Genomic DNA, 21,505 nt, shown 5'->3' with positions numbered 1-21,505 from the left:
CTCAGGGTGGCTTGACCTTAAGGCTATGTTCAGCGATAGAAAAAACTTAGGCAAACGAGTTTTTTTACCCTCTTTTGATAGGAAAAACTTTTCAAACTCCGCGTCTATCTGCTCCTTTTTGAGCCGTTGCACTACTTGTCTGCACCCCACCAGCGCGAACATTGACTGCGTTTAAATAAAAAAGCTGCACCCCCTGTATTGCACGTATGCAATTGAGGAAGTGCAGCCTTTCGGTGCGCTCTGTCAGCGAGAGTATCTAGCTATCGTGCATGCTCACAAAAGCTGTGAATGGCCTGGCACGCCGCTCGCAGCGAGTCGTCATCCAGCGCGTACGCAATGCGAAGGTAGCCTGGGAGACCAAAAGCACTGCCCTGGACGACTGCAACGTTGGCCTCCTCCAGCAATGCCAGCGCCACCGCCTCATCATTGACCAGTTCACGACCCACGGCTGAACGCTTGCCGATCAGCCCAGAACAGTCGGCAAAAGCATAGAAAGCCCCACCAGGGACCTCGCAACTGATGCCCGGCGCCTGGTTGAGCAATTCGACCATGAAATCACGACGCCGCTGGAACACCTCGCGACTGAGAGCGATGAAGTCTTTCGGGCCGTCGAGGGCAGCGATTGCTGCATGCTGCGAGATGGAACAAGCGCCTGAGGTCTGCTGACCCTGAAGCTTCTCCATTGCCTCGAGCAGCCAGCGAGGACCAGTGGCAAACCCGATTCGCCAACCCGTCATGGCATAGGCCTTCGACACGCCGTTCATGGTTAATGTTCGTGTAGCCAGCCGCGGTTCAACCTGGGCAAGCGTGAGAAAGTCACGGCCGTCGAAGATCAGGTGCTCATAGATGTCGTCAGCCAGAATCAGAACTTGCGGATGGGCTAACAATACCTCAGCCAGAGCTTGCAATTCATCGCGTTCGTACACGGCACCCGTGGGGTTGGACGGCGAATTCAGGATCAGCCAGCGGGTGTTCGGGCCTATCGCTTCGGCCAATGCTTGCGGGGTCAACTTGAAGCTGGTCTCGGCGCCGCAAGCAACAATGCGCGACTCGCCGCCACACAGCTCAACCATTTCTGGATAGCTGACCCAGTACGGCGCAGGGATCACAACTTCGTCGCCCTCGTTCAAGGTCGCGGCCAGGGCATTGAAGATGACTTGCTTGCCACCGCTGCAAACCAGCGTGTCCTGCCAGCTGACGTCGAGACCATTTTCACGCTGGTATTTGCGCGCGATGGCTTCACGCAACGTGCGAAGGCCGGCCACCTGGGTGTATCGCGTATGGCCATCGTTGATCGCACTGATGGCCGCGGCACGGATGTGCTCCGGTGTATCGAAGTCCGGCTCGCCCGCGCAAAGCGAAATGATCTTCGCCCCTTCTGCGCGCCGTGCAGCCACGCGGTCGATGATTTTGTAAGTTGCCGAAGGCTTGGCAGCCTCCAAGCGACGGTTCAGCGTTTCCAGGCTCACGCGTGCTCCTCCGGGTGAGTAAGGCCCATCAGGTCCATGGTGCTGTGACCCTCGCGCAGCTTGGCCATGAACAATGCCTCTTTGTCGGCACGCCTCTGGCCTTCGCGTAGCGTGCGTTCGGCCGCATCCGCCGGGATGATGACCACACCGTCCTCGTCCGCAACGACCAGATCGCCGGCGCTCACTTGCGCACCGCTGAAGTCGAACGGTTTACCTACGGAAGGAGTGGTCGCCTTGACGGTACCTTTGACCGAGATACCCCGCGCGAATACAGGGAAGCTATGCGCTTCAAGCGCGGCGATGTCGCGCACGCCGCCATTGATTACCAAACCGACAATACCTGCGGTTTCAGCCGCCACCGTGAGCACTTCACCCCAGTAGCCAGCAATGAAGTCGGCGCAATCACAAACCAGAACGCTACCGCGCGGCGCTTTGGCCACGGCCAAGTGCAAGCCCAGGTTGTCACCAGGCGAACACTGCAGCGGATAAGCAGGCGCAGCAATGAATGCGCCCTTCCAGACAGCGCGAATCTCGGGGTCGACCGCAGTCGGCAGCCCAGAAGCCTCGTACAGGGTGGAACTGCCGAGGACCTTTGCAATGTTCTGATAATCGTGTGGAAGGCTCATGGCTGCTTGCTCTGCAAGGAGTGATAACCGAGGGCCGCACGCGCTTCCTTGAGGCTCTTGCCAGTGGCGATCTGTTCGCGGATCTGCGCTTCAACGTGTTCGATACGACGTGCCGTTTCAGCGACTTCCTGGGCACGGCTGCGTGGGACAATGACGACACCATTGGCGTCAGCGACGACGATGTCGCGGGCGCAAACTCGCGCCTGGCCAATCGACACCGGCTTGTTGACAGCGACGACTTCCACGCGGTCCTTACCGGTACGCATGAAACGGCCTTTGCTGAACAGCGGGTAACCTTCACCCAGCGCCTTGTTCACATCGCGGCAGACGCCGTCAATGACCGTGCCGGCAATCCCCCGGGCCAGTGCGTACTGGGTCATGATGTCGCCCCACACCGTGCAATCGGTACGGCCGTCATTGGCGATAACCACCACATCGCCTGGTGCTACTTCATCAATGAAATCACCGACAGTGCCGGGCGGTGTGCTCGCACTGACGTACTGAACAGTAAAGGCTGGGCCGACCACGACCTGGCTATAGTTTGCCAGCGGTGCGATCCCGAAGGCCTGGCCAGGAAGGCCCAGCTTGTCCATAGCGTCGGATACACCTGGGGTATCCAGGCCTTCAAACAAGGCAACCAGGTCTTTATCAGAGAGGGTCATATCAGTGCTCCACCTTGATGGCTTCGAATTGCGTGTCGTGCATCACTTCCTCGACCGAGCGGCCGGCCCGAACGGCGTCGACCATGCCGGCTTGGCGTCGGTCGATACGCTCGGCCAGATCAAGCACCTTCTCGATAGCATTGGCGGGGACGAAAACGGTGCCGCATTCATCGGCGATAACGTAGTCGCCTTCATCAACGTCAACACCCGCCATGCGAACAGTGACGGCCGCGTCGATCTGAATGAGCCTATTGCGCGCGCTGATCATGGTTACGCCGCGACCGAAGACGGGGTAGCCAATATCGGCGCTGCCACGGATGTCACGACTGAAGCCATCAATGATTGATCCACGGATACCTTTGCGCTGGGCTGCGTTGGCCAGAATGTCGCCCCAGCTGGAGATCCCGTCGACGCCACCCGCGATCACCAGTACGCGGTCGTCGGTGGAGACTTGCTCTACTACCGGGGTAATAAGGTGGACAGTGGGCGCCACGTCTTGTTTGGGTCCCAGTTGCACAGTGCTGGCTCGGCCCACAATTTTGGGGCAATTCCAGAGCGGCATCAGGCCGTTAGTAGCGCCGGGCAGTTCGAGGAAGTCCAGGGCGTCCGACACTGTGTTGGTGTCGAGCGCGAACAAGCGTTCGAGCGGGGCTTTCAAGCTCATCGGTTGCAGGCCTCTTGTTGGTGAGGCTTGAGTATCTGCGCCGGCATTTGATACGTATATTACGAAGACGCTAAGCTTGTTATATCCAAAACCTATGGAAAAGCGCCGTGATCAACTTTCGCTTGATACGCCACCTCTGGCTGTTCCTGGCAGTGGCCGAAGACCAAAACTTCAGCCGCGCGGCCAAACGGCTAGGTATGTCGCAACCGCCGTTGACCGAGCAAATCCAGGCGCTCGAACAATCCCTTCGCGTTCAACTGTTCACCCGCTCCCGCCGCGGTGCGCAACTGACTGCCGCTGGCGCTGCGATTCTCCCCGCGGTCCGAAAATTTGCTGATCAGCTGGAACGATTAGAGTTGGCGGTTCACGAAGCCGTCGCAGGCCATGCCGGCGTGGTGACCATCGGAGCGATCACATCAGCCATGATCGACGTGCTGCCCCCACTGATCGAGCGCTTCAAGCAGAACCATCCATTGATCACGGTTTCGGTTCGTGAGATAGACAGCGCGGAGGCCATACCCGCACTGGAAGCAGGTGATATCGACATTGCATTCGCACGCCTGGAAGGGAATCTTGGCCGACATATTCAAGCATTGCCGTTGTCCGAAGACAGGCTTGCTGTCGCGCTACCCAAAGACCATCCCTTGGCTACGAGGGAGTCCATCTCACTGCAAGCGCTCGCGGATGAGACCTTGGTGATGGCTTCGCGGGATGTGAGTCCTGTGTATTTCGACTATCTGGTTGGGCAGTGCAAAGCCAGCGGCTTCGCACCGCGCATCGTTCACCAGGTGCGGTCCGTATCATCACAAGTCGCCTTCGTCAGCTGCGGCCAGGGCATCGCACTGGTACCGACGTCCATGGGTAAACTCGCGCCGGAGAACGTCCTCATCCGCCCCCTTCATCCCGAAGTCAAAGTGGTCATCACAGCCGTGGCCTGGCACAACGAACACAACAATCCACTGGTGGAGGCAATGATCGAGCATGCAAGACAAGATTTTCTGCCATAGGCCAGACGTATGACAGGGTTCGTGGCTTCGTATTTTACAAATCATGTGACGCGTTCAACATTGGAGACTCTGTTATAGGAGTCAGTAGCCGTGCCCCATGCAGCTCGCTTCACCTACGAAAAAGTCCCACTGAACATCGATGGCGTACAGCTCGACCTGGCGGTGATACACCGCACGGGGCCAAAAACCCCCATCCTGTTCCTTCACGGTTTCGGTTCTACCAAAGAGGATTACGCCGATATCACGCTGCAGCCGGCTTTCGAAGGACACCCCTTCATAGCCTACGATGCACCAGGTTGCGGTGAAACGAACTGCGCCGACCTCTCGCACATCAACATCGCTTTCCTGGTGAAAACCGCGAAAGCCGTGCTTAAGCGTTTTGGAATCGGCAAATTCCATCTGGTAGGGCATTCCATGGGGGGGCTGACCGGCTTGATGTTGGCTCACGAGGAACCTGATCGCATTCGATCGTTCGTTGATATCGAAGGCAACATCGCACCTGAGGATTGTTTTCTAAGCCGTCAGATCCATGACCATAACCGTGATGACGACGCGGGCTTCTTCCGTGACTTTATCGACCGCACTCGGTTGGCTTCGGATCCTGCGAGTGCTCTCTATGCGGCCAGCCTCGCGCATAAAGTGCGAACCGGCGCAGTGCGTGGCATTTTCGAGTCAATGGTGGAGTTGTCCGACAACGCCCAGTTAATGGACAAATTCCTTGCGCTACCCTTCCCGCGCCAATACATGTATGGCGTCACCAACTCACACTTGTCCTACCTCGACCACATCGCCGCACACGGCGTGGAACTGGCGTGCATCCCTGATTGTGGTCATTTTCCGATGTACTCGAATCCCTCTCTGATGTGGAAGCACATCAAGGCCTTGCAAGACCGCGCCTGAGCGAATCCTTTCTTTTTTTCACGCGGCTGCGCCAGCCGCGTGAGGCTTGCACTCCCCTAGTAAAAATAACAATGAGGTTGCGCCATGCTCGAAGCCATCAATGGTTTTCTTTCGGGAAAGCTGCTCATCGTCCTGGTCGTCGGACTGGGCACTTATTTCACCATCAAGACACGCTTTGTGCAGCTTCGGTATTTCCTGCACATGTTCAAAGTTTTCAAAAACAGCCTGAGCAGCAGCTCAGCGCAAATTAGCTCCTTTCAAGCACTCATGCTTAGCCTCGCGGGTCGGGTCGGTGCAGGCAACATTGCCGGCGTGGGTGTTGCCGTGACAATGGGGGGGCCGGGTGCTGTCTTCTGGATGTGGGTCACGGCTCTGGTTGGAATGGCGACCACGCTGATGGAATGTAGCTTGGCTCAGTTGTACAAGCGCAAAGATGCCGGCGGCCAATTTTACGGCGGGCCGTCCTTCTACATAGAATATGGGCTGAACAAGCGGTGGCTCGGCGTGCTGATGGCCCTTCTGCTCATCGTTACCTTTGGCTTCTCATTCAACGGTCTGCAGTCGCATGCCGTCACCCACTCTCTGCAAAATGCCTTCGGCATTGATCCCACCCACTCGGGTATCGTCCTGGCCGTCGTACTTGGACTGGTATTCGTCGGCGGCATCAAACGCATCGCGAAAGTGGCAGACCTGCTGGTACCGGTCAAAACGCTGGCCTACGTGGCGGTGACACTCTACGTGATTGTTTTGCAGTTCGATCACGTCCCGATGATGCTTCTGACCATCATCAAAAGCGCCTTCGGCCTGGATCAGGCTTTCGGCGGCCTTATTGGCAGCGCCATCGTGATGGGCGTCAAACGCGGGGTTTTCGCGAATGAAGCCGGCTTGGGCAGCGCTCCCAACGTGGCGGCAGTGGCCGAGGTCAGACACCCAATTTCTCAAGGTGTGGTACAGGCATTTAGCGTGTTCTTCGACACGTTCGTCATTTGTACCTGTACTGCTCTGCTGATCCTGCTGTCGGGCTTCTACACCGCCGGTTTTGCCGGAGACGGTCTGGTGCTGACCCAAAACTCACTGGCTGCGGTGGTGGGCGACTGGGGGCGCGTTTTCATTAGCGCTGCCCTGGCGTTGTTCGTGTTTACCTCGATCCTCTATAACTACTACCTCGGCGAAAACAACCTGAAGTTCATCCTCGGTGAAAGCCGCAAGGTGCTTCTCGGTTACCGGGCAGTCGTACTTGCACTCATACTCTGGGGCTCGATGGAAGACCTATCAACTGTATTCGCGTTTGCCGACATCACCATGACGCTCTCCGCTTTGGTAAACCTGATCGCCCTCACGCTGTTGTGCAAGGTCGGCCTCAGGCTGCTCGCCGACTACGACAAACAACGTAAAGCGGGCATTACCGAGCCAGTGCTTACCGCCAGTGCTTTTCAGGATGTGAATATCGATCAGGGCGTCTGGTCTGAACAATCCCCAGCCCTGGTAGATGACCCAGCAGTTGTGGTTAGCCACCGCTAAACCTGGCTATGGCGATGGGGCGCGCTACTTGGCCCCATTGCCTGCATAGCCGAGGTTCAACGTGAATGCGAGCCTACCGCCTTCACCGCAGATCTGCAGGTGCGCGAGAAACGCTCTGCATCGACCTGAGCAATGCTCACCATGACTACCCGGACAGCCCTACTCACCGTGGCTTTAACCTCGCAGGGCACGGCGAAGAATCTTCCCCGTGGAGGTCACTGGTAAAGACTCGATGAACGCGATGATCCTTGGAACTTTATAAGATGCCAGTTCACGTTTGCAGTGAGCCATCAATTCTTCCTCCGAGCAGCTCACGCCCGGCCGCAACACCACAAAAGCCTTCGCCAACTCACCTTTCATAACATCGGCTACAGAAACAACAGCCGACAGGGCAACGGCCGGATGCTTCGCCAATGCCTGCTCCACCTCCGCAGGATAGATGTTATACCCAGCCGTAATGATGATATCCTTGAGCCTGTCGACAATGTAAATATACCCCTGCCCGTCGATGGTTGCGATATCACCCGTTCTCAACCACCCACCCGGCAAGATACTGGCTTCGGTCGCGTCCTTGTTGTTGTAATAGCCGAGCATTACCGTTACACCGCGTAACTGCAGTTCCCCGGTTTGGCCATGGGAGAGTACTTGCCCGGGATCACCGCAGTCGGCAACGCGCACCTCCAGCCCGGGGAAAGGCATACCGACAGAACCAGGTTTAGAGGGGAGGTACGGTGAATGAGTGGTCGCCGGGCCCGCCACTTCTGTCATGCCCCACAGCTCAAGGAGGGGGCAGCCAAATACTTCGGCAATTTCTTCGACCTTAGAAACCGGCATGTTTTGGCCGCCCACCGTACAGCGACGAAGTGAGCTGAAATCTACATCCCCAACCGCCGGGTGACCCAACATGTAATGATACATGGTCGGCACACCCTCAAATAGGGTGGCTTTCTTTTCCTGTATTTTTCGGAAAGCCCAATCAACCTCAAATTTTCTGGTAGTTATCAATGCCATGCCTACCAAGAAGCATGAGTTCATGACGACGTTGCCGTACACGTGTGGGAAAGGTAAGGCGCTGATTACTCGCTCACCTTCGCTTCTGACATGAATCGTTGAAGAGTGAGCAATACTGTAGAAAACGGCGGCATGCGTTAGCATCGCCCCTTTGGGAGCACCTGTCGTTCCAGAGGTGTACGCGATTGTCCATAGATCGCCGGGCTCCAGATCGACAGGTAGCATCCCCTTGCACGCAAGTAGATCATCAAAGGTTAAAGCCCCTTGATGCATTGAGGTTTTCTGTGATCCATTCGCGTGAATCAGACACGTGAGCGTGGTGCCCTCACCTACAACTGCACCGAGCCTGGCGCAACGTTCTGAAGGACCGATGAAGCATTTGGCCTGACAATCGGCAACGATGTAGGCGACTTCTTCGATGCTCAGTAAAAAGTTAGCGGGTATGACAACCGCGCCGACGCGAGCAATCGCATAGTATGCAACCACCCACTGCCAATCATTTGGAAGATGGAGAATTACGCGATCACCACGACCAATGCCACGCTCGCTGAGCCCGCTAGCAAAACGGCTAGCCAGATCGTCTACTTCCTTGAACGTCAGGGTCGCCTCATCGGTTTCAAGCGCGACAGAGGCTCCGAAACGTTGGGCAGCGTTGATTGTCAGCAAGCTAATTATTGGTTTCATCAAATGAACCTTTTATTTTCCATAGCTAATGCAGCAGTCGCCAGGAAGCCACTCCCTGGCGACGATGTTAATCCAAACAATCAATATTCACGCGCCATCAGTGTCTGCAAATTCGTATATTCTGCAAGACCATCCAAGGCATTCTCTATACCGAATCCAGACTGCTTATGCCCCCCGAAAGGCGTGCATGGCGAAAACTGGTGAATCTGGTTAATCCAGACTGTTCCAGCCTGGATCTGTGCAGCCAGTTCCTGGGCTTTCACCAAGTCCCGCCCCCAAATGGAGCCCGCCAGACCAAAGGGTGTATCGTTCGCACGACGAATGACTTCATCATATTCGCTGTATTTCAGAAGTGGCAGCAGTGGCCCGAACGCTTCCTCAGTGACACAGCGAGCGTTGTCAGGCGGGTTATCGACAATGCTGACGGGTATGCAGTAGCCTGGCGCGGTGGGGACATCTCCACCTGTCAGGAACTTGAGACCTTGCTGTTTGCTGTGGGCTATCAACTCACACACTTTATCAAACTGCATTTTATTCTGGATGGGCCCCAGGTCGGTGGCTGCTTCCAATCCATTGCCCACTCGAATCGTCTCAGCATATCTTTTCAGTGCTTGTGCAAATTCATCATAAATCGCTTCATGCACGAATAGCCTTTTGGTAGCGACGCAGAATTGACCGCTATTCTGGAATGCCGCCCAGAACAGTTTTTGCGCAGCGTCCTCCACATCCACGTCAGGCAAAACGATCGCCGGGTCGTTACCCCCAAGCTCCAGGGTGATTCTCTTCAGGTTAGAAGCAGCACTTTGCATCACTTTGCGCCCGGTCTCAGTGGAGCCAGTGAATGCCACCTTCGCGACATCAGGGTGTTCGGTGAGGACTTGACCCAGTTCGTTGCCGCCCGCGACGACATTCAGCACTCCCGGAGGCAATACCTGTTGTGCCAATTCACCAAACCAAAGGGTACAAAGGGGGGTGAAAGGTGACGGCTTCACAACAATGGTGTTACCCGCGGCCAAAGCTGGGGCGATCTTCCAGATGGCGAGCAACAACGGGAAATTCCATGGCGTGATTGCTGCAACTACCCCTAGTGGCACATGACGAGTGACAATCACCGATCCTTGGCCATCTTGCCGATGGGATTCCGGCAGCGTCTGGTTGGCAACTTCACGCAGCCAGTGGACGCACCCCCCAATCTCCCACTCAGCCCCCTTGAGAGGCTTCCCTTGTTCGAGTGTGAGGAGATTCATGAATGCTGTTTTATTGTTTTCGATGAGATCTGCCAACTGTGAGAGGCAGGCTCGCCGCTCCTCACCTGGCACATGCCGCCATCGCTCGAAAGCACTGCGCGCAGCGGCCACCGCTTCTCGCATCGTATCAACATCACCTACCGAGTGAGAGGTCAGCACCTGCTCGGTTGCTGGGTTCAAAACATGCGAGGTTCCAACAGTGCTTACTAATTTGCCATCAATCGATAAAGGGAATTGGGTTTTAGGCAGCAAAAGCGTTGGGAAGGATTCAGAGATTAGAGTCATTTTTGTTCTCTCAAGGGGCGTTTTCCAACAGCTAAATTCAGGTCGACTTGAAACGATTAAATCTTGACCTTCAAAGACTGCACTGTAATGTTACGGGCAGTAAACGTTTGTTCCAGCGGTGCAATCAAGGCCAGGTCTGGGAATTCTTCCGCCAGTGTAGCGATACCCTCTTCAAGCTCCAGGAGGCTCAGCAGCATGCCTAGGCACATATACACGCCGCCACCAAAGACGAGGTGAGGACGCTCGCTAACTCGGTCCAGGTCGTAGTGTGCAGCTTCAGGCAGACCCGTCGTATCACGTTGAGCGCCCAATATGGACACAGAGATCCATGAGCCCGCGGGAATACTGACGCCGTTCACCACGGTGTCAATAGTTGCTATACGGTTGATGGTGGTAACTTTAGGCGTTATCCTAATCGACTCATCGATAGCCTTTTTGATGAGCCCCGGGTTGTCCTTGATGTGCTGCCAACGCTCAGGCACCGATAGCAGATGATGCATCGTCAACGCAAACTGGTTGCCCGTATTATCAACACTCGCCTCCAACAGCATGGCGACATTGTTCACGAGCTCGTCGTGGGAGAGCGCACCTTCTTCCCGCTTGCCAATGAGGTAGGATATGAGATCGTCGCCTCGATTCAAGGTGCGCTCAGCAATTAGATTTTCGGTGTACGTTTTCAGTCGATTGCCGGCTTTGATGATACGATCTCGATTTTTCGGATCCTGATCAAAGATCGTCAGAATCTCATCGGAGGTATGGGCTAAAAACGCCGCATCTTCGTCGGGGCGAGCAATCAACCTGCAGAAGAGGTACGCGGGCAGTACGAGGCAAACATCCCGGGCAAGATCCAGAGTCCCGTCTTTGGCAGAGGTTTTGACACGTGACCGTACGATATCCCGGACGTGCGAACGCCAGCGCCCAATTGCACGGGGGCCGAAAAACTCTAAGAAAATACTCTTAAGCTTCACGTGAGCAGGGCCCTGCACGTTTGCGAGGGTGCTCCCCATATGGTGATAGATCCACCCGTCCTCTGGTGTCAGCCCGGAATTCTCACTCAACTTACCGAACGGAGAGGCAAAATCCCTACTGCGCAAGATGCTCGAGGCTTCTGCATAGCGAAAAATTTCAAAGCCCCGAATACTACGTGCGCCCCACGATTCCAATCGGCACGCGTCAAGAGTGGCTAACAGCGCCTCCCCCTCGCCGAGATCTCCATCGCCTGCCCAAGTCACTACCGGCAATTCAGCCGAAACCAACAGATCGTTCATTTAATATGCTCCCCTTCCGCAAGCCGTGTTTATAAATCCAGTACAAGATTGGCTGTTTTGGCCCTGGAGCAACAAACCAGCATCTGATCGTTGTGAGACTTCTCGGTATCCGAAAGGAACTGATCCCGGTGATCAGGAATACCGTCCAGGACCCGGGTCAAACATGATCCGCAAACACCTTGCTCGCAGAAAACGGGAACCTCAACGCCTGCAGCGATCAGAGCAGCTGCAATGCTCTCGTCTGGACCAACCTCAATGGTTACCCCACTACGCAAAGCCGTGACCTGCGCTGCTTCATTGACCACGGATGAGTCGATAGCGGCAGCAAAGAACTCCCTATGTATACATTCATCCTGCCAACCTAAATTTTTTGCAGTAGCCAGCACCGCCTCGATAAGCCCAGCAGGCCCGCACACATAGACATGGACACCTGAGGAGGGATTTGCCAACGCGCCCTTCAAATCCAATGTTGAGCCGGCTTCATCAAACGCATAATTAACGGCACCGCTGACCAAGCCTGAGTTCAAGCGATCGACGAATGCGGCAGAGCGCTGTGAGCGAGCGCCATAGTGCATTTCAAATGACTTGCCCTGTCGCTGCAGTGCCTCGGCCATGGCAAGAATCGGGGTAATACCAATGCCACCCGCGATCAAAATCGAGTGTTCTGCTTCAACATTCAAAGGAAAATGATTGCGAGGTGCCGAAATACGCAGCGTGGACCCCACCCCGATAGTTTCGACGATCCCTCGGGAACCACCACGGGAGTTGGGGTCGTTGAGGACGCCAATTTGATAATTAGGGCTATCAGGCGACTGGCAAAGAGAGTATTGACGCACGAGCCCGGGTGCAACTTCTACATCAATATGCGAGCCCGCGTCGACACGGGGCAGTTGAATGTTTTGCATGGATGACAAGATGAAGCAATACACCTCACTTGCCTCCTGCCACTTCTCGACGACATTTACTTCAAGCCAATTCTGCATGACACACCTCAATCTAGACTTCACGCCTGGCACAGCGGCACAAACAAGCCCACGAACAGCCCAATGACTACCATTGGGCAACAGGGCGAGCTGAGCGCTACACGGACACCGACGTTAATGTATTGTATTTATTCACTAAAGCCTGTGCTTCTTCTTCCCAAGCGGCGCGCAACGCTAATTTAGTTTTGTCGTCAAGCCAGGAAGCTTCAATACTACGGACAGCCAATTTGACCATTTTTTCAACCGGCAGACCTAAAGACAGGTACTCGCCTGTGAGATCACACTGAAAAAAACCTGGGTCATCCGTATTAATCATGACATTCAGGCCTGCATCAAGCATGGCATGAATAGCATGTGATCGGTCAGAAGGGTCTTTCCAGATGGTCGTGTGCCGTGTGGTCGTTGGGCAGCACGTAAACCATATGCCACTGTGCTTATAACGAGAAAGTAGATTTTCATCATCTACAATGTGATAACCGTGATCAATTCGATCGCAACCCAACACTGCAACACAACTGCGCACGTAGGTGCTTGGCCCGTCTTCACCGGCATGTGCCGTAAGGCGAAGGCCTGCACGAGCCGCTGCCTGATAAAGCTCACGGTACTCATCAGGTGGGTAGGGATGTTCTGCGAACTCTAGGCCGATACCCACAACTTCAGGAACTCGATACGATTGCACCATATCCAAGAACTCGAGTCCCGCTTTAGCACCCAGCATGCGATTGTGCGAAGGAATGACGAAGGACGTGATACCAAATTCCTGACGCGCGTCATTCATACCCATGATTATTCCATCCATCATGGATTTATACGACATGACCGGGTGTGACGATGGACTGAAGAAGAACTCGACATGCCTTGCGCCATGGCTGGCCGACTGCCTCAGCATTTCATAGGTTGTCCGCCGGAAGTCATCCTCATCCAACATCACCGAGAATGTCAAACTCGCCACGCGAATGAAATCATCCAAGTTTTTGAAATCAAATACGACAGCAGGATGGATATCGGGCGGCAGTTGTACACCGTGCTTATGCGCAAGTTCAATCAGGGTACGCACAGACATGGCGCCCTCCAAATGCAGATGCAACTCTGCTTTTGGAAGGGCTTTCACCAGCTCGTACAATTCGTTCTTTTCATCAACAGGACTCATGGCTTCACCTAACGCGTTGACAGTTTCAACAACTCAACAGCTGTCCTTAGCCGTTAAGTCATCACATTCTCAAAAACCGCAAATGTAGTCAAGGCCTTTACTATTTTTCTCGCGCAAGCGCCTGGACGTGTCTATCTCGGCACTTACAGTGGCCCGAGTAAGCTGGAAAGCAGCTATTTCTAGTGTGTTTCGATGATTTTCTTCGACGCGACGCCCCTGCGCTGCCTGAGAATCAGGAGCAGGATCGGCAACACACATGCAAACTGCAGACTGGCACCCAGGATACCGAGTTGTCCGAAGCCCTGACTCAGATCCGTGAAAGCGGCAATTACAATCGGGCCGATAAGCAACCCCAGAGAGTCTGCACTCCCCACTGCGGCGGTCGACCTGCCGGTACTGTCAATGTAAGCGGAGTACATGCGGGCGTAAGCCATCAAGAACAGGTAGATCGTCGACATCACAATGACAGTGATCCACCACCCGGTTACCGTAGTTTTGACATATTCCAGCATGCACACGCCCAAGACCGTAGTGGCAATGAACATCGGCCAGACGGATTTATTTTTCGCGAAAATGGCGGTAGCGATAAAGGGCGCGATCGCGGATACCAGTGTGGCCACAGATGCACACAGCCCTACGGCTGGTGCAGACAGACCATTAGCCTCGCCCACTTGCTGGAGGTAGATCCACCCCGAGCTGCATGCCACGCTGGCAAGCAGGCAGAGAATGAATACTGCTACGTTACTCGCGTCAACCTTGAAACCTTGCGAGAACGTTTTTTCTGCAAGCTTTTCAATTTTTGTGCCAGGCAGTATGAAAGCCAGTGGCAGGGCAATCACTGCCAAGATGGTATTGAACTGGAAGATGGTCGTCATCCCCAGCGTACCTTCGAGTGCAGGCACCACAAGGAAGCCCAGCCATGTAATCAGCGCAGTGACACCCCCCACCCAAGAAAGGAATTTAATGCCACCCTGCATCTGAGCGAGGCTTGCCAGACCCAAGCCAATACACAACCCTTTACCCACGCCCGCTAACGCCCTGGCCGCTACCACGACAGCGAAGGAGTCAGTGAGTATCGAGATCACTTCGCCAACCAAGAACAAACTCACCGCAACTATCATTGTCGTGCGAGGACGCAGTTTAGCCAGGATGGCCGATACCGATAAGGTCAGCAGAGAGATACAGCCAATTTCAGCAGTGGTGGCAATTGTTGCAGTGGCACTGTCCACATTGAACTTTACAATGATCGCATTGAAAATCATGGGAATCCCCATGATGGTAAAATAAGCGAAGCATGGCAAAAGCAAGCCTGCAAGGCGTTGCGCCAGCGTTGCCTGGTACCGGACCGATTGTTCAATAGCCATTATCATTCCCCAGCTCTATTTATTATAGGAAATTTTAGAATTTATAACCAAGCCCGACGGTATAACCTATGCCATCAGCGTTAGCTTTGAACGGTCCATCACCGTAATCGATTTCCGCGCCATCTCGGTAGTAACTGCTATTGTGGAAGTAATAAGCCGTGAGCATCACCTGAAAATGCCCATCCAGGTAGGTAAACCGGTTCGCCAACACCAACGAATTGTCGGTGTACGCGCTCCCCTGCTTTTCTTTTGTTTTCGAGTCAAAGTCGTAATTGGTGTAACCCGAGTAACTCAAAGAACGACCACCGCCAAAATCTGCAACGGGTAAATTATAGTTGAATTGAGCGCGGTACCCGTCCCAGCTGTATTCGGTGGCGGCGCTGTAATTCTCCCAGTTGCGTTTGGCGTATAGATTAAAGGACAGATTCAGCGGACTGTGGGTTTCAATATCCGTACCCAACCCGGAGTACAAGACATTCGACCTACTCTGCGACGTATCGCCATGGTCATATAACCAGTCAAACGCCACATAAAACTCTTTGAATGGGCCGAATGCGAAGCTTCGCCCGGCCAGTCCGTCTATCGATATTCTGGGTTCATGCTCCATGAATAAGGGCGAGCCGTCGTCCCATGCTCCGTGATCGTTCTTGTTTCCTACACCGAAAATTTTCGGCAGGTCGATATAGCCGTAATATTCGAGGACACCTGTTCTGCCATAGTACTCATACTCAGCATAAACGTCGTCAACAGGCTTGGGACCAAATTTGATATTACTCGAACCCACGACACTTACGCTGTGTGAGAAAAAGTCTCGACTAGGCGGGGTGCGCTCTTCAGTGGTGAGTGTCGGGTCGAGACTTTGGCCTTGGGCGCTTGTACTGGCTAAGTCCTCACTCACCCTTGAATCAGCTACCGCACTGGCGGTTACCAAAGTACTCATCAAACCTACGAGAACGCCAGCATGAATTACCCTAACGCCTCGCGATGGAGCAGCACCACTCAAACCAAAACGATCATTGATTTCGTACATGAGTAAATCACCAAGATGGATCTACAAAAGCCGCCCTAGACACGGGCGAGACCATTTTTATTTTTTCCCAGACCTTAGTTGCGCATTCACCACACCTCCGCAAGCAAACCCATCATGTAGTTAAGGCCTTAACCATGTGATTAAGGCATTAAGCAGTTTGCATGCCAACGCGTTGGAGTGGCCTGGAAAGCGACTTCCGGGGAAGATCGTTTGCTCATGGGACGAGGGGCGCGCACTGAATCGGTGCTGATGCCCCGAAATGCCGCAGTACGCAGGCTGCCAAGGCGTAGATGGACCGACAACGGACCTCAATGCGCCTGAAACCGAAAGCTGAGAGCGAAGTGGCAACCCGTCAGTTGGATGTCGCTGAGGGCTCCGAAACGCGCATGTGTAATCTGTTATTGCTACTGATGTACTCAGTTGGATTGCGCCGGGCGACGCTGAATCAGTTCATGGACTTGCCATGGGCTGAGAAACGACAGCGATCTGCGTCGTGACGATACAGATGCATCACATCCGCTGTTGTGACGGAGAGCTCTAGGACGTGGTTTGGGATGATGCAGGCGATCCAGCGAAGCCTGGTTGTCTGCAGTTTGAAAGTGTTACCGTCTGGGTCGAGGGTCGGTCGAGTGCCTGCCTTGAAAAGGAGCGGGAGACGTCAAGACACCAAATTCAATCTCACCCTGGGTTACTTACGACGTTTGGCATCCTGACCACCTTCAGCAAGCTTAGCCAGCAAACCTACCAAGGTTGAGACCTCGTCACCTGTGAGCGCGCTCACCCACGTGCAATAGCGATCATTGGTCTTGACGAAGATGGCTTCAAACTCTGCCCTACCAGAAGGCGTGAGGTTGAGAATGACAGAACGACCATCATTCGGATGGCGCGTCCGAGCGAGATGACCCGACCGTTCGAGCGTATTGGATATACCAGAGATGGTTGCGCGGCTCACGCCCATCAGCGATGCAGCAGTCGACGCTTCTGCTGGCCCGATCAACCACAAGATCCAGCACAGATGGAAACCCGATGAGCTGATACCTTCAGGCCGCTGCACAGTGGCCTCCAGATCGTAGAGTAGAGCATCAGAGATCCGGATCAGCATGAGCACGAGACGACTTGCCGGGATGTTTATCGCTGGTAGATCGCTCGCTGTGATATCCAAGGCGGTGTCGATAAACCCGACGACATCATTGTCTTCACAGCGTTGAATAAGCTCCGTTCTCAATTTACTCATACTGTCCCCACGCTGCTGATTGACCGCCCATCCTATAGAATACTGGGCGCTTCTGCTAGAAGGCGGCCCCTGGTCCAACACTCAGCGTGGGGAGCCCGCAGACTCCAGAGCAACAGCAAGCGCGCCCTAGTAATCATGGTATCGCGTATAAACGAAGCGGGGTTCTGCCGGACTGGGCTACCGAAGGCGTAAGCGACCACGCCAACATTGAGGTTGTCGACGATTCCTGTGTTGTCGCGCCACATGCTTCAAGGCCGTTCACTCTATTTGGAAAACGCCTGGAACGCCTCACCGCCCTGACGCCAGCATGAATCAGCCGCTAATCATGGTGCTTCAGCAGACGGGTGATGTCCCGTAGCTCACATGGCCCTAACCGCCATTTTTTGGCCTTTCTCGCCATATCCAGCGTGCCACTCATTGCCCAAAATCATCCCAGCCTCACTCGAAAGATACGAGGTCAGCCAGGGAGGCCAAAATAAAAACAATGCGAGAGGCTGCCCCCTCTACACGTCAGACAGCTGACGCAAAGCATCCTGCCAAGATCGCATGCCTCAGGCGTGCAATAACAATACAGAGGATGAAGTAATGTCTTCCAACATCGATATTCATTTCGCTGCGTCACCGCTGCAAAAAGCGTCCGCCCTTTTCATCCCCTGTTTTGCCTACGTCGCGATTCTGGGGATCCCCATCACCTTCACAGGGATCATCGAGACCTTCGGGATCGACCCTGCCCAAGCAACCATCGCTTCAACCGCGGAGATTGCCTGCATCGCATTCGCGTCGATCTGCATGTCATTCGTACTGGGCCTGATGAACCGTAAGACCTTATACGTCCTGGGGATCCTGATGGCTTTCGCTGGCCAGGTGGGTACGCTGGTGTCAGGTGATTTTAGTCAGGCAGTCGTGTATCGAGGGCTCGCGGGGCTCGGTGAGGGGCTCTGCATCGGTCTAGGCTTCGCCAGCCTGGCCCAATTCAAGGGCGGCACAAAGCTTCTGGGTTACAGCTCGGCGATCAGCGCTGGGGTGACGTTGAGCGCATTTATGCTGGTACCAGCACTGCATGAGGTTCTCGGCAACAAAGCGGTGTTCTGGGCGCTCGCTATTGGATATGCAGTGTTACTTCCACTGGCTTTCGCGCTTCCCAACGTCGCTAAAATCCAACATATCGAGCTGCCAAAGCCCTCGTCGTCTATCGGTCTGCGCAGCATTTCTCTTTTTGCTCTTTGCCTGCTGAGCAGCATCGGCGCCAATACACTTTGGCTTTATTTCGAGCAGGTGGGCCAGCAGGCAGGACTCGATTTCGCGGGGGTGGGCATGGTCGGCTCCGTAGGCATGTTCTGCTCGATGTTCGTGCCTTTTCTCGCCAACAAAGCGTTTGCCAAATTCAAGAATGCGCTGCCTCTCGTGGCTACGTGTCTCCTGATGGCTATTACCTCTTACCTGTATGTGAAACCGCACCTGTACATCTATTGGTCGGTCGGTCTGTCGATGACATTCCTGTATGTCTTCCTACTTGCATACGCTCGTATGTACTCTTCGGAGATCGATAGCACAGGGAGGACTACCGCTGCTGCCAGTGGCGCGGACTCCTTGGGTATGGTTATCGGCCCCATGGTGGTTGCCGTTACCTTGCAGTTTGAGAATGGCTACGGTCAGCTGGGTGATTTTGGTGTGCTCATGCAACTCCTCTGCATCGTCCCCGCGGCTGTTATCCTCGCAAAAAAGACTAGAGCGGCGCCTCTGCACCCTTGACCTGCACGTCTTTCTGGCCGCTAACGGCGGCCAGGGGAGTCACACTCATTTACTGAGTAATGGTATGGCTGCCGCCATACCTGGTATGCCAGGAGCCAACTCGCCGACGAGATGCACAAGACAGGCTTGTACCGCTTTCGCAGCTGCTGTCTGAGGTACTGAGTTGAGCCTACACAATGAGACGCATCGTTCGAGCGTGGGGTTGGTCAAATAGCGGCTTAGGACGTGGGGCGGGCGATCACTGTCTCCGACGGGTGCTTTCCCTCCCAGATAGCCCGGTAAAAGAGTGGCAGCCTCACCTCGCTGAGCGATTTCGATCATCGCCGGCAGGGAGTTGATGTCCGCGACGACGTTCAACTCCAGCCCCTCTGCGTCAAACACTCGCTCTATGAGCAGCCTCAATCCATTTGTCCGACCTGGAAGGACGAGCGGCACGCCTGACATCGCTTCAAGCGCAACACACGGGTCGTTAGCGTTACCCACCCAAGGGACACCGAGTACAGCCAGTCTTTCAGTGAACAGTGGAATGACCGTGACATCACGCGTTTCTTCCTCCCGGAGAAGCACTGCGAAATCCAGAGTACCGACGGCGAGTAGTTCCTGAAGGTAACCGCTCATACCATCGAAAAACTCCATCCGAATTCCAGGGTGCAGCGACCGAACCCGCTCGAAAAGCGGAATCGCAAGGCTGGATGAGATACTGCTTGGCATCCCTACCGCTACCCGTCCTGACAACGCGTGCACCCCAGTCTTCATTTCACTGCGCATCTGAACGACCTGTTTCAGGATCGACTGCGCGTGTCGATAAAGTGTCAAACCCGCTTCAGTAGGGACAACGCCGGCATGGCTACGGGTAAGCAGTGGCATGCCAAAATCGCTCTCCATCTCGGCAATTTGCTGGCTGAGTGAAGGCTGGGAGATCGCGAGGGCGACGGCTGCTTTAGAAAGGCTCCCTGAGTCGACGCAAACCACAAAGTTACGCATTCTTCGAATATCCACGGCCCTGCCTTCTCCTTCAGCCAGTTCTGGCGTAGCGCCCGAAGCTTCTCACGAAACCGCAGTGCATAGGGTATAAGAATCCTCGATACCACCATTGACAATTCGTATTTGTTACCAAAGAAATTCACACGCTATGATTTTTCGCAGTCACACGAATGACTGAATAACAAGAAGCCAAAAGGAGAATGAGTGTGCACACTTGCGAACAATCTATTTTCATCGAAGGTGTATGGGAGCCTGCTCTTTCCGGCTCAACACTCGCCGTGAAGTCTCCCGCTGACGGCGAAACGTTCAACGTTATTTCGAAAGGGGCCAAACCAGAAGTAGATCGCGCTGTAGCCGCCGCACGCAAAGCATTGTCTGGAACATGGGGTACCCTGGCCGGCTTTGAGCGTGGAAGGGTAATGTGCAAGCTCTCTGCTCTTATCTTAGAAAACTGTGTGGAATTGGCCGAATTAGAAGCTCGCGATACTGGCAAACCTATCAGCCAAGCGAGGACAGACATCCAGTCAACCGCTCGCTACTTCGAATTCTATGCCGGTGCGGCTGACAAGATACTTGGTGACGTGATCCCGTTTTTGGATGGTTACCAAGTGATGGTGCACCGAGAGCCTCGAGGCGTCTGCGGCATGATCATACCCTGGAACTACCCCGCCTCAATGTTCGGGCGCACCATCGGGCCGGCCCTTGCGACAGGCAACACAGTGGTGCTGAAGCCTGCAGAAGATGCCAGCATGAGCTGCATCTATCTCACCAAACTGGCCCATGAAGCGGGCGTTCCACCAGGAGTACTCAATCTCGTAACTGGGTTGGGCGAGGAAGCAGGTGCCGCACTGTCCCAGCACCCGGGCGTAGACTTCTTGTCCTTCACCGGCTCCTCAGAAGTGGGCACAATCATCCAGACTGCAGCAGCGATGAACCATGTGCCCTGCGTGCTGGAGCTTGGAGGAAAATCGCCGCAGATCGTTTTCGCGGATTCGGACTTCGAACGTGCGGCCCAGACCATCGTGAATGTCATTACTCAAAATGCGGGACAAACCTGCTCTGCAGGTAGTCGAGTGCTGGTTCAACAATCGATCTACGATCCATTTGTGGAATTGCTGAAATCCAAGATGTCGAATGTTCGCGTAGGCGCTCCAAGTGCTGACCTACAGTGCGGGCCAGTCATTAACAAAACCCAGCAGCTTAAAGTCCAAGGTTTTCTTGACCGCGCGCACACTGACGGAATCGAAGTGCTTGCGCAAGGCTCAATGGACGAAAGCGCCGGACCTACCGGCTATTTCGTTCGCCCTACCCTTCTGGGCCCCGTCCCGACCACTCACGAGCTGGCTCAGCAAGAAATTTTCGGTCCTGTACTTGCGGTTATCACATTTGAAGACGAGGCCGAGGCCATTGCCATCGCCAACGGTACTAACTATGGCTTGGTCGCTGGTGTCTGGACGGAGAATGGGGCACGGCAAATGCGTGTGGCCAAAAAACTACGCGTCGGGCAGGTCTTCATCAACAACTACGGCGCTGGGGGTGGGATCGAATTGCCATTCGGGGGAGTAAAGCGCAGCGGGCACGGGCGGGAGAAGGGCCTGGAGGCGCTCAAAGAATACACCGTCACTAAAACAATTGTGCAGAAGCACGACTGAATCTTGATCTAA

The 21,505-nt window shown here is 54.6% G+C and carries 18 protein-coding genes; 5 read left to right on the top strand and 13 right to left on the bottom strand.

The features are described from left to right. Positions 1–260: 260 nt before the first annotated feature. Genes DMX11_RS08050 through DMX11_RS08035 form a run of 4 tightly spaced genes read right to left on the bottom strand, consistent with a single transcriptional unit; the run spans position 261 to position 3,421 of the window. On the bottom strand, positions 261–1,469 hold the full coding sequence (locus DMX11_RS08050; protein WP_110744009.1) for a pyridoxal phosphate-dependent aminotransferase: 1,209 nt from the start codon (positions 1,467–1,469) through the stop codon (positions 261–263). Next, positions 1,466–2,095 carry an RraA family protein gene (locus DMX11_RS08045; RefSeq protein WP_110744008.1) on the bottom strand — a complete coding sequence of 210 codons (630 nt, stop codon included), beginning with the start codon at positions 2,093–2,095 and terminating at the stop codon, positions 1,466–1,468. Before DMX11_RS08045 ends, DMX11_RS08050 begins: the two co-directional genes overlap by 4 nt. Further along, positions 2,092–2,757 (bottom strand): RraA family protein, encoded by a 666-nt coding sequence (locus DMX11_RS08040; protein WP_110744007.1) that lies wholly within the window; start codon positions 2,755–2,757, stop codon positions 2,092–2,094. Before DMX11_RS08040 ends, DMX11_RS08045 begins: the two co-directional genes overlap by 4 nt. A 1-nt stretch (position 2,758) precedes the next feature. Next, positions 2,759–3,421 (bottom strand): RraA family protein, encoded by a 663-nt coding sequence (locus DMX11_RS08035; protein WP_110744006.1) that lies wholly within the window; start codon positions 3,419–3,421, stop codon positions 2,759–2,761. A 107-nt stretch (positions 3,422–3,528) separates the two neighbouring features. Between DMX11_RS08035 and DMX11_RS08030 the strand changes: the two genes are divergently transcribed. The 3 genes from DMX11_RS08030 (at position 3,529) to DMX11_RS08020 (ending at position 6,849) form a co-directional block, all read left to right on the top strand. Then, the gene (locus DMX11_RS08030; RefSeq protein WP_110744005.1) at positions 3,529–4,428 is read left to right on the top strand and encodes a LysR substrate-binding domain-containing protein; all 900 of its coding nucleotides are present in this window, start codon (positions 3,529–3,531) and stop codon (positions 4,426–4,428) included. Positions 4,429–4,518: 90 nt separating this feature from the next. Continuing rightward, a complete protein-coding gene (locus tag DMX11_RS08025; RefSeq protein WP_110744004.1) occupies positions 4,519–5,328 on the top strand; it encodes an alpha/beta fold hydrolase in 810 nt (269 codons plus the stop codon). An 84-nt stretch (positions 5,329–5,412) separates the two neighbouring features. Further along, on the top strand, positions 5,413–6,849 hold the full coding sequence (locus DMX11_RS08020; protein ID WP_110744003.1) for a sodium:alanine symporter family protein: 1,437 nt from the start codon (positions 5,413–5,415) through the stop codon (positions 6,847–6,849). 174 nt (positions 6,850–7,023) lie between these two features. On the opposite strand, the gene DMX11_RS08015 is transcribed toward DMX11_RS08020, so the two are convergent. The 8 genes from DMX11_RS08015 to DMX11_RS07980 all read right to left on the bottom strand — a co-directional run bounded on the left by DMX11_RS08015 (position 7,024) and on the right by DMX11_RS07980 (position 17,105). Beyond that, the gene (locus tag DMX11_RS08015) at positions 7,024–8,544 is read right to left on the bottom strand and encodes a class I adenylate-forming enzyme family protein (protein WP_218278949.1); all 1,521 of its coding nucleotides are present in this window, start codon (positions 8,542–8,544) and stop codon (positions 7,024–7,026) included. An 80-nt stretch (positions 8,545–8,624) separates the two neighbouring features. Further along, positions 8,625–10,076: an aldehyde dehydrogenase family protein gene (locus tag DMX11_RS08010; RefSeq protein WP_110744001.1), complete on the bottom strand. Its 1,452-nt coding sequence runs from the start codon at positions 10,074–10,076 to the stop codon at positions 8,625–8,627. Positions 10,077–10,132: 56 nt separating this feature from the next. Then, complete coding sequence (locus tag DMX11_RS08005) at positions 10,133–11,344, bottom strand: cytochrome P450 (RefSeq protein ID WP_110744000.1); 1,212 nt, start codon at positions 11,342–11,344, stop codon at positions 10,133–10,135. Positions 11,345–11,373: 29 nt separating this feature from the next. Next, positions 11,374–12,327, bottom strand: coding sequence for a PDR/VanB family oxidoreductase (locus DMX11_RS08000; protein ID WP_110743999.1), 954 nt, complete (start codon positions 12,325–12,327; stop codon positions 11,374–11,376). 97 nt (positions 12,328–12,424) lie between these two features. After that, complete coding sequence (gene add / locus DMX11_RS07995; protein WP_110743998.1) at positions 12,425–13,477, bottom strand: adenosine deaminase; 1,053 nt, start codon at positions 13,475–13,477, stop codon at positions 12,425–12,427. Between the two features lie 179 nt (positions 13,478–13,656). Then, complete coding sequence (locus DMX11_RS07990) at positions 13,657–14,841, bottom strand: MFS transporter (RefSeq protein WP_158286163.1); 1,185 nt, start codon at positions 14,839–14,841, stop codon at positions 13,657–13,659. A 34-nt stretch (positions 14,842–14,875) separates the two neighbouring features. Further along, positions 14,876–15,781 (bottom strand): nucleoside-specific channel-forming protein Tsx, encoded by a 906-nt coding sequence (tsx, locus tag DMX11_RS07985; RefSeq protein ID WP_110743996.1) that lies wholly within the window; start codon positions 15,779–15,781, stop codon positions 14,876–14,878. A 778-nt stretch (positions 15,782–16,559) separates the two neighbouring features. Continuing rightward, positions 16,560–17,105: a MarR family winged helix-turn-helix transcriptional regulator gene (locus DMX11_RS07980; protein ID WP_110743995.1), complete on the bottom strand. Its 546-nt coding sequence runs from the start codon at positions 17,103–17,105 to the stop codon at positions 16,560–16,562. A 585-nt stretch (positions 17,106–17,690) separates the two neighbouring features. Between DMX11_RS07980 and DMX11_RS07975 the strand changes: the two genes are divergently transcribed. Continuing rightward, a complete protein-coding gene (locus DMX11_RS07975; protein ID WP_110743994.1) occupies positions 17,691–18,857 on the top strand; it encodes an MFS transporter in 1,167 nt (388 codons plus the stop codon). 45 nt (positions 18,858–18,902) lie between these two features. On the opposite strand, the gene DMX11_RS07970 is transcribed toward DMX11_RS07975, so the two are convergent. After that, positions 18,903–19,841 (bottom strand): LysR substrate-binding domain-containing protein, encoded by a 939-nt coding sequence (locus tag DMX11_RS07970; RefSeq protein WP_218278948.1) that lies wholly within the window; start codon positions 19,839–19,841, stop codon positions 18,903–18,905. A 206-nt stretch (positions 19,842–20,047) separates the two neighbouring features. On the opposite strand from DMX11_RS07970, the gene DMX11_RS07965 reads away from it, so the two are divergent. Continuing rightward, positions 20,048–21,493, top strand: coding sequence for an aldehyde dehydrogenase family protein (locus DMX11_RS07965; RefSeq protein WP_256590530.1), 1,446 nt, complete (start codon positions 20,048–20,050; stop codon positions 21,491–21,493). The last annotated feature ends 12 nt before the right edge of the window (positions 21,494–21,505 follow it).

It is taken from the genome of Pseudomonas sp. LB-090624 (genome assembly GCF_003205205.1).
Lineage (GTDB): Bacteria > Pseudomonadota > Gammaproteobacteria > Pseudomonadales > Pseudomonadaceae > Aquipseudomonas.
This window is presented reverse-complemented; position numbering and strand designations above follow the sequence as displayed.